Raw genomic sequence first — 8,140 nt, 5'->3', positions numbered from 1 at the left:
GTGAACGAGGCGCATAGTAACGACCTCGGTACGCCTTGTCAAAGGGTGAAAACGCGCTTTTTGTTCGTTTGCCGACAATTTCAGCAAATCGCTGATTTTATAGCAAATTTGCGTTGAAATTACACAACGAAATGCGCCGCCCGCAGGCGGCGCGCAGCATCAGAACAGTACGGAGTAGTTCAGACCAAACGTACGTCCGCGGCCTTTGTAGGTGTACAGACCCGGTGCACCGTAGGTTGGGCTATACAGCCCCGGCGCGCGCTGGCCCCAGGCGGTGGTGTAGTCTTTGTCCAGCAGGTTCTCCACGCTGAAGCTGACTTTCCCCACCGGCAGGACGTAGCTACCCAGGAAGTCGACCGTGTTATAGCCATCGATCTTCTTGCCGTCAGAGTCGGACACGTCAAAGGTCTGCGTGCTCTGTACGCGCAGGGTCCAGTCGCCCGGCGCCCAGTTGACCCATGCGCTGGCTTTTGACGGGCTGGCGCTGTCGACGGTCAGCTTCTCCCACTTCCCGTTTTCACGGGTTTCAGACTTAATGGCGTTAAAGTTCGCGCCGGTGCTCCAGTCGCTGTCGGTGAAGAAATAGTCCACCTGACCTTCAATCCCGTAGATACGACGCTTGTCGTCTTCCAGGTTGATGGTCATATCCGTCTTGTTGATGGTGATGGTTTTATCCGAGAGCGAGTAATACGCCGCGACCTGCGTGCGCAGGTTGTCACCGGTGTAGCGCCAGCCCAGCTCGTAAGCATTGACTTTAATGCCGTCCAGCGTTGAGTCGTTGACGTTCACGCTGTTCAGCAGGCGATAGTGGCCGTTGCTGAGCTGGTAGGTGCCGGAGCCGTAGTACTTCGCCAGGTCAGGGATTTCAAAGCCCTGGGAGAAGTTAAACCACAGCTGCTGTTGTTCGGTCAGACGACCGAGGATCCCGGCGTTAAACAGGAAGTTGTTGTAATCGGTTTTCCCGCCCGGCACCGCGTCGGCGGAAGTGGCTTTCCCGGTGGCGATGGCCTGCTGCTGGGCGTAACCGACAAAATCATCCACCTTGTTTTCGGTGTACTGATAACGCACGCCGCCGCTCAGGGTGATGGCGTCAATGTCGTAGCTCGCCTGCAGGAACGGGGCGAGGTTGGTGATGCTGTAGCCCGGGTAACGACCCACGTTGTAGGCGTTGTCCAGCTCCATACCGCCGCTTGCCGCTGCCTTGCTCAGGTCGAAGAACTGCTGGTTAGCATCGAACGTTTCGTGGTCGGCATCGACACCCCAGGTCAGCGTCAAATCGTCAACCGGCTTGCTGTTCAGCGTCAGCTTGCCGCCGTAGAAATCGGTTTTCTGCTGGGACGCGCCGATGCTGCTTACCACGCCTTTGGTCAGGGTCGGGAACGGATAGTAGGTCAGGCTCTCGTCACGGTAGTAAATCTGCGCGACCAGGTCCTGGCCCCAGAAATCGGTATTGGAGTACTGCAGGTTAATCAGATGGCGCTCGGTGCCCGGCACGCGGTCAGAATCGAGATTATCCTTGTTGTACGCGGTCGCATCCCCCGTTACCGCCGAGAAGTTCTTCCCGAGATACAGCCCATGCTTGCCGTCGGATTCGCTCTTGTAGTACTGCGTAGTGAGCTGCAGCTGCTGATGTTCGTCGATGTTGAGGGTGCCTGTTCCCATCACATCAATACGGTCGGAATACTGTAAGCCGGTCTGGGTGTTATCAATGATCACCTCATCGCCGTTACCGTCATACCAGCCGCCGTAGCGCTGATAGGAGACCGACAGACGGCCAGAGGCGTTATCGTTGCCGCCGCTGACCGCAGCCGAGACGTTCTCATCGTGATCGTTATGGCTGTTAAACCCGCTTTTTGCCCCGGTCTGGAACTCAACTTCGGTTTCCGGCTGGCCCTTTTTGGTGACGATGTTCACCAGGCCGCCGGTGCTGCCGCCGCCGTAGAGTGACGTGGCGCCGGAGATGACTTCGATGCGGTCAATGTTGAACGGATCGATAGAGTCCAGCTGGCGGCTGTCGCTGCGGGACGAGTTCAGACGAACGCCGTCCACCATCACCATCATGGAGCGGCCACGCAGGTTCATGCCGTAGTTGGTACGTCCCTGGCTGCTGACATCCATGCCCGGAATCAGCTGCGCCAGCACTTCTTTGATCTCTTTTCCGCCCTGGACCTGCTGCTCGATCTCAGACCGTTCAATGACCCAGGTGGTCTGCGCCATCTCGGCCACGCTGCGGTGCGCACGGCTGGCGGAGACCACGATATTTTCTTCCTTTTGTTCTTCCGCCCACGCAGAGGTAGAAAGCATTGCAAGCAAACAAGGATTTAAAACCCAAAGATGAGAACGTTTCATTGTTATGTTGATCCTGATTGTGTGTGTCAGTACTCAGTGGTTTTTGCTAACGATTTAAAAACCTGGCTGCTCTCCGGGCTGGTGGTGCTCCGCCAGTGGATAACGCCAGGGGTGGTGGCCAGTTCAAATGGCTCGTCATCGTGCGCGCGATTCAGAATTCGCGCCGCGCGCCAGGCCATCAGACTGAGCTGGGGTTCGGCAATGCCGAGACGGTGCATCCCGGCATTCACGGCAAACAGGCGGTTGCTCTGCGGGCCGTCCCATTCGAGGGTGAAATCGTTGTTAATGCAGAACGCTTCGTCCGCATCCAGATGCAGGCGGTGAGACAGCGGCGCGAGGAATGCGGGCTGCACGGCGCGGTAGCCGGTGGCGAAAATCACCACGTCGCTCTCCAGCTGCTCGTGGCCGCCGTCGAGGTGATGCTGAATGCTCAGGCGATGTCCGGTTTCCTGACGCGTCAGGGCCGTCACCGAGCGGGACGGCATCAGGTGCGCCCAGGGTTTTTCACGCAGTACTTCAAAGCGGTGGTACATGGCGCGGTAAATCGCCAGCAGGGACTCGGTGGTGATGCCGTCGGACGTCATCTTCTGCTCGTGCAGCATCTGACGACGGGCCTCTTCGCCGAGCGTGGAGAAGCTGTCCACGTACTCCGGCGTGAAATACTCGTTAGCAAAGGCGGCTTCATCCAGCGCGTTGTAGTTATTGCGGCGCGACACCCAGTTCAGGCTCAGCGGCTGGCCCCATTCACCACGGAAGATATTTAAAAACAGGTCGGCACCGCTCTGGCCGCCGCCGACAACGGTGACGCGCTTGCCGGCGAGATCCGGCGTGCGAAGCATCATCTCGCTGGCATGGAAGCAGGTATCGTCCTGTAGGGTGACGCAGTCAGGCAGGTTGATCTGCTTGCCAATCCCCACACAGACGTGGCGCGCCTGGAAGCGATCGCGCTGGGTCACCATCTCAAACAGGCCGCTTTTTTCGTCAAAGCTCACCTGCTGAACCTGCTGGCTGAAGGCCAGGTTGGTGAGGTTGTCCGCCGCCCAGCACAGGTAGTCCGCAAACTCTTCGCGGGAAACCGTGCGCTGCTCGGTGGTCAGAAAACGGTAGAATTTTTTGCGCTGCACCAGGTAGTTCAGAAAGCTGTGGCGGTTGGTCGGCTCCACGGCGCTGACCAGATCCTTCAGGAAGCTGGTCTGCATGTGGCAGTCCGGCACCATCATCCCCGGGTGCCACGAGAAGTGCGGTTTACGCTCAAGAAACAGTGAGCTAAAGCCGTCCAGCCCCTCGGCCAGAGCGGCGATGCTGAGGTTAAACGGGCCAATACCAATGCCGATGAAATCATAGGTTTTCATTGCGCGGACTCCCGGGAGGCCAGAAAAAGGGGGTTATCAAGATCGGTAACGTAGTTCGGCAGCATGCGGCTACCGCCGTCGTGTTCGGAGAAGGTCAGTTTGACCGGGTTGAGGATCACGCGAATAATCTGCGGCTTAAACAGATCGAATTTCGCATAGCGATCTGCAAGCTCAGGGTGCGCGGCCATATAGCGGTGCAGCACCCCGGCGAGGATCTGATAGAAGCGGTTTTCGCTCACGCCGCTTTGCAGGGTCAGGCGCGAAATAAAGCGCAGCACCGTCACAAAGTTGCCGGTTTGCAGGTCGTGGATGATGTAATCCGCGCTCAGGCGCGCCGTCACCGCTTTTACCTGCTCCGGCAGGCTCTGTGCCTGCGGGAAATCCTCATCCACCAGGCGCATATCGCCCTGGAAATCCTTCAGCAGGATGCGCTGCGGGACAGAGTCCTTCATCACCAGCGTCACGTTCTGGCCGTGGGCGATAAGCGCCACGCCGTAGCGGCAGAGCAGGTGGTAGAACGGGATCACCGTGGCCTCGAACAGCTTTTCCAGCCACGCTTCGGCGCTTAGCCCCGAGCGTTTGATCCACGCGTCAATCAGCGGGCGACCTGCGTTATCGGTTTCCATCAGCGCTGCCATCAGCACCGCCTGTTCACCGTCTTCTAAATAACAGGATGGGTTCTCGCGCCAGATCACCCCCAGCATCTCCTGATAGCGGTAGGGCGCTTTCGGCAGCGCCGCGTAACCCGGATGCGACAGATACCCGGCAGCGGGTTCGCCCAACACCTGCGCGCCGGAGCGGGCAAGCGTGGCGTCGGCGGCGAACTGCTGCTGCAGCCAGCGCGAGGCCAGAGGACCGGCGGCGATGTACTTGCCCGGAATACCGCGATAGCAGGAGGTATTGTAGATAGTCAGCGGTAGCTTGATGTCATACGGCGCGCGACGGCTGGCGTTGGTGAGCGTGCGCAGGGACTGCTGCGCCAGATACTCATCGCCAAACTCGCCCAGTTCAACCATCTCACCGCGCGCCAGCTGCGCCAGGAAATGAATGGCGATCTTCTGCTGCCACTGCCACGGGTGCAGTGGCACGGGCAGCCAGCTGTCGTCGAGACCCAGCGCCTGCCAGTGGGCGTCGAACCGGGCGCGCTCGGCATCGTCCATGGTGCTGGACAGCAGAGTGTGGATGTCGCAATCGGCATCGCTGCTCCAGACCAGATGTTCACGCTGGACGGCGACCCAGTGCAGGCGGAAGCGCCCGCGGTATTCCGGTGCGTACTGGCGCAGCGCGTCCAGACCCCAGCCGCGGCGTCCTTTGTTGAAAATAAACTTCGGGTGACCGCTCATCAGACACTGTAATTCGTCCGGGTCGAGGTGGATCAGCGCGTCTGCGTCCAGCGCTTCACGCGCCTGCAGCAGCTGCATGTCCCCGCGCAGCGTGGCGTAGAGATCTTCCATGTGCTCTGCCGTTTGCGCGTCGCTCATCTCCAGCACCGTCGCCAGCTGCAGCAGCGCGCGTTCAGCCTCCACGGCGGCGCCGCTGGCGGTGGTCAGGCTGTCCGGGTCGATATGCAGCCAGCCCCAGATCCCGCGCGTGGCGCGAAACTGCCATGACTCGTTGCCCATGGCGATGCGCCAGCCGTCCGCCGACACCTGCTCAGCGCGCAGGGTGCGTTCGTATTCCAGCTCGGCGAGGATCTTCGCCACCATCTCGCGGTTCACTTTCTGCCAGAGCGCGTTCACAGTTCCACCTCGCTGAAGAAGCGGTGACGCTGGCTCATGATGAGGCGCGAGCGCTTATGCGGGAAGTCGAACTCTTTCATCGTGTCAAAACCGGCAGACGACAGATGGCGGAACAGGCGCTGGTTGTCGAAGCGCGGCTCGGCTACGATGCGCGCGGTGCGCGGTTCATCGAGATAGAGATAGTGGCTCAGGCCGCGCAGCCAGCTGCGGATGTACTGCGCGCCGCGCCAGTTTTCTTCACCCACCAGCATGTGCAGCCCGCGGTCAAACGGCTGCCAGCGGTAGTGACGGCCAATGCGGTCTTCTGGCGCCCAGTAGAGTTCAAAATAGCCGAACGGCTGGTCGTCGAAGCAGCCGATAACCGGGTAGCAGTAGGTCGAGTCAAGCTGACGGCGCAGGTAGTTTTCCTGCTCGGCCTGCGGGCCCGCCATCTCCCAGAAGGCGTTCACGCGCGGGTTATTCATCCATTGAGTGAAACGCTCGCCGTCCAGCGCCACGTCGGCCACGCGGAAACTCAGCGTGCGCTTAATCTGCGGATCGTAACGGCGATACACCTCGCCCTGCGGGCGGCGAGGGCGCAGCGGGAAATACAGCTGACGGCTTTCATCAAACTGCATCCCGCCGCTGGCCTGCGGGCGTTCGCCTTTCAGCCACAGCGGCAGCTGCCAGAAGGTTTCACGCGCCAGATAATCCCCGTGGGCCTGGCGAAACAGCGCCTGCGCCTGGGGTTCATCCTGCCAGGCCGCCCACGGCAGGGTAATGCCGGACAGCGCGGGCGCGGCAATAAACAGCTGATCGAGGGCGTCCACCAGCCAGCCGTCCGGGATCCCGGTCAGACGCTCAAGGACCGCACTGCCGTCAAGACCCAGCGTCAGCGGCAGGTTTTGTTCCGTGGCCGTGCAGCGAAAGCCGTAGCCGGAATGGACGATATTCGCGTTCGCCATCACGCCTTCTCCTTGTAAAACGGGTTGCTAAAATCGAAATAGATCACCGCCGGATCGACGATGGTGTTTTCGTTACGATCGTGCAGGTAGCAGAAGAAGTTGCCTTTGCAGTTCCAGGTCGGGCTGTCGAGCACGTAGTCGAGGCAGCGGGTCTGCTTCGCCGTCGTGCGCAGTTCGGCCAGCGCGTCACGCACGCGGGACATCAGGCTCTCTTCGCTGTCGAAACCGGCGGCGGCGAGGGCGGCGGTGACAGCAAGGGTGGAGTTCAGCAGCAGGTAATAAGGGAAGTAGCGCAACAGCTGGCTCTCACCGAAGCGGTTTTCCACGTCGGTTTCGCCCGCCTCTTTCAGCCACGCGTCGGCCCCTTCGGTCCAGGCGCTGCCCTGGCAGTCGCGGTAGATCAGCCCGACGGGGAAATCCTGCTGCATCTCTACGAGGATATTTTGCTGGTGCGCCAGCAGCACCAGTCCGTAGTCCGCCTCGGCGCTGAACAGCGGAAGCAACACGCGGTCGCAGTAGGCGTCCAGCCAGCAGCGGGCGGCCTGGGCGAGCGGTAAATCCAGACGCTGGCTCAGACGGCGCACCGCTGCGGCCAGCAGGCTGTCGCCGCCGTCCGGCGCGGCCTGGGTCAGGCTCACCAGCACGTTGGTTTGCGTTTCAGGGGTATCGAAAAGCAGGTTAACGCGCAGGGCCATCAGGCTCTCTTCCTGAACGACACCACTTTCATCACGCAGTCCCGCCCAGCCGTCTTCCTGCATCACGCGCATGGTCGGGTAGCGTGCCTGTAAATCCTGCCAGCGTTCCGTTTTCGCCAGCCGCGCCAGACGCATGCCGCGCTTAACCTCTTTCACCGACAGCGTGCGCACGGAGTTGGTCAGGCGCACGCTGAGGGAGAACTTAATCATGTCGCTGTTGGTTTCGCTGTACAGCGAGCGTGACGAGCTGGTGGGCAGCCACTGCGCGCCCGCTTCGCCCAGGTCCTGTAATGAACCGTTTGCCGCCAGACGCTGACACCAGTCCTGCTCCAGCAGATAGTCGGCCTGCCACGGATGCATCGGCAGCAGCCAGCGGGTGTCGGTGAAGTGGCCGAGCAGCTCCGGCGCGCTCTGGGCGGCGAAGCGCAGCAGACGCTCGCGCAGGGAGACGTTCAGGCTGTCACCGGCAACGAGTGTGCTCTCAACGGCAAACCAGCGTAGCGGGAAGCGGGAGGCGAAATCGGGCAGATAGCGACGCGCTTCGGTTTCGTTGAACGGCTCGTGGGATTTTGGCGCAGGGTGAAACGCGTGGCCCACCAGCAGCGCCTGTTCCGCGTCGGCAAACGTCAGCGGCTTGTCGCGCAGTTTTGCCCAGCTGTGGCGCAGATCGATCGCCTGCCAGGTGTGCGCGTGGCTTTCCAGCGCGCGCTGTTTAAAACGCGCCAGCGTATCGGCATCCAGTGAGCCTTTTACCGAGGGTTTTTCAAGAATTAAATCAACCAGTTGATTGAAAGTGACGGCGTCACCGCTGTCGCTATCGCTCTGGATAAGCGTTGCCGGGAAACAGTATTGATGATGCTGGGTTGGGGAGAAATAGCGTACCGGAACCTGAAGGGCCTGGGAGGGAGAAAGCGGGATATGAATGTGCGCCAGCTCATCCGCTGCGGAAGCGGGGAGATAGCGCCAGTCCTTCGTTTCGCGCACCAGGGCGTTTAAAAAACACTGGGCTGCAACGTCTGTACCGGCAGAGCGGGGCAGAGCACGCATAGATGTACCTCATT

General features: G+C 60.6%; 5 protein-coding genes. All 5 read right to left on the bottom strand.

What is annotated here, in order from left to right; genetic code table 11:
- Window positions 1-159 precede the first annotated feature (159 nt).
- Genes D5066_RS11205 through D5066_RS11185 form a run of 5 tightly spaced genes read right to left on the bottom strand, consistent with a single transcriptional unit; the run spans window position 160 to window position 8,126 of the window.
- Entirely contained in the window at window positions 160-2,349 is a 2,190-nt protein-coding gene (locus tag D5066_RS11205) for a TonB-dependent siderophore receptor (RefSeq protein ID WP_119915974.1), read from the bottom strand.
- 26 nt (window positions 2,350-2,375) lie between these two features.
- Entirely contained in the window at window positions 2,376-3,701 is a 1,326-nt protein-coding gene (locus D5066_RS11200) for a lysine N(6)-hydroxylase/L-ornithine N(5)-oxygenase family protein (RefSeq protein ID WP_119915973.1), read from the bottom strand.
- Window positions 3,698-5,440, bottom strand: coding sequence for an IucA/IucC family protein (iucC, locus tag D5066_RS11195; protein ID WP_119915972.1), 1,743 nt, complete (start codon window positions 5,438-5,440; stop codon window positions 3,698-3,700). Before iucC ends, D5066_RS11200 begins: the two co-directional genes overlap by 4 nt.
- Window positions 5,437-6,384, bottom strand: a complete 948-nt coding sequence (locus tag D5066_RS11190) for a GNAT family N-acetyltransferase (RefSeq protein ID WP_119915971.1) — start codon at window positions 6,382-6,384, stop codon at window positions 5,437-5,439. The genes iucC and D5066_RS11190 overlap by 4 nt, the downstream gene beginning before the upstream one ends.
- Entirely contained in the window at window positions 6,384-8,126 is a 1,743-nt protein-coding gene (locus D5066_RS11185; protein WP_119915970.1) for an IucA/IucC family protein, read from the bottom strand. The genes D5066_RS11190 and D5066_RS11185 overlap by 1 nt, the downstream gene beginning before the upstream one ends.
- Window positions 8,127-8,140 lie beyond the last annotated feature (14 nt).

It is taken from the genome of Enterobacter chuandaensis (assembly GCF_003594915.1).
Taxonomy (GTDB): domain Bacteria; phylum Pseudomonadota; class Gammaproteobacteria; order Enterobacterales; family Enterobacteriaceae; genus Enterobacter; species Enterobacter chuandaensis.
The sequence above is the reverse complement of the archived record's forward strand: the minus strand, read 5'-3'. Positions and strand labels throughout refer to the sequence as shown.

Excerpts from the sequence above, each read along its gene's own strand:
- D5066_RS11185 (WP_119915970.1), bottom strand. The coding sequence starts at position 8,126 with ATGCGTGCTCTGCCCCGCTCTGCCGGTACAGACGTTGCAGCCCAGTGT.
- D5066_RS11200 (WP_119915973.1), bottom strand. The coding sequence starts at position 3,701 with ATGAAAACCTATGATTTCATCGGCATTGGTATTGGCCCGTTTAACCTC.
- D5066_RS11190 (WP_119915971.1), bottom strand. The coding sequence starts at position 6,384 with ATGGCGAACGCGAATATCGTCCATTCCGGCTACGGCTTTCGCTGCACG.
- D5066_RS11205 (WP_119915974.1), bottom strand. The coding sequence starts at position 2,349 with ATGAAACGTTCTCATCTTTGGGTTTTAAATCCTTGTTTGCTTGCAATG.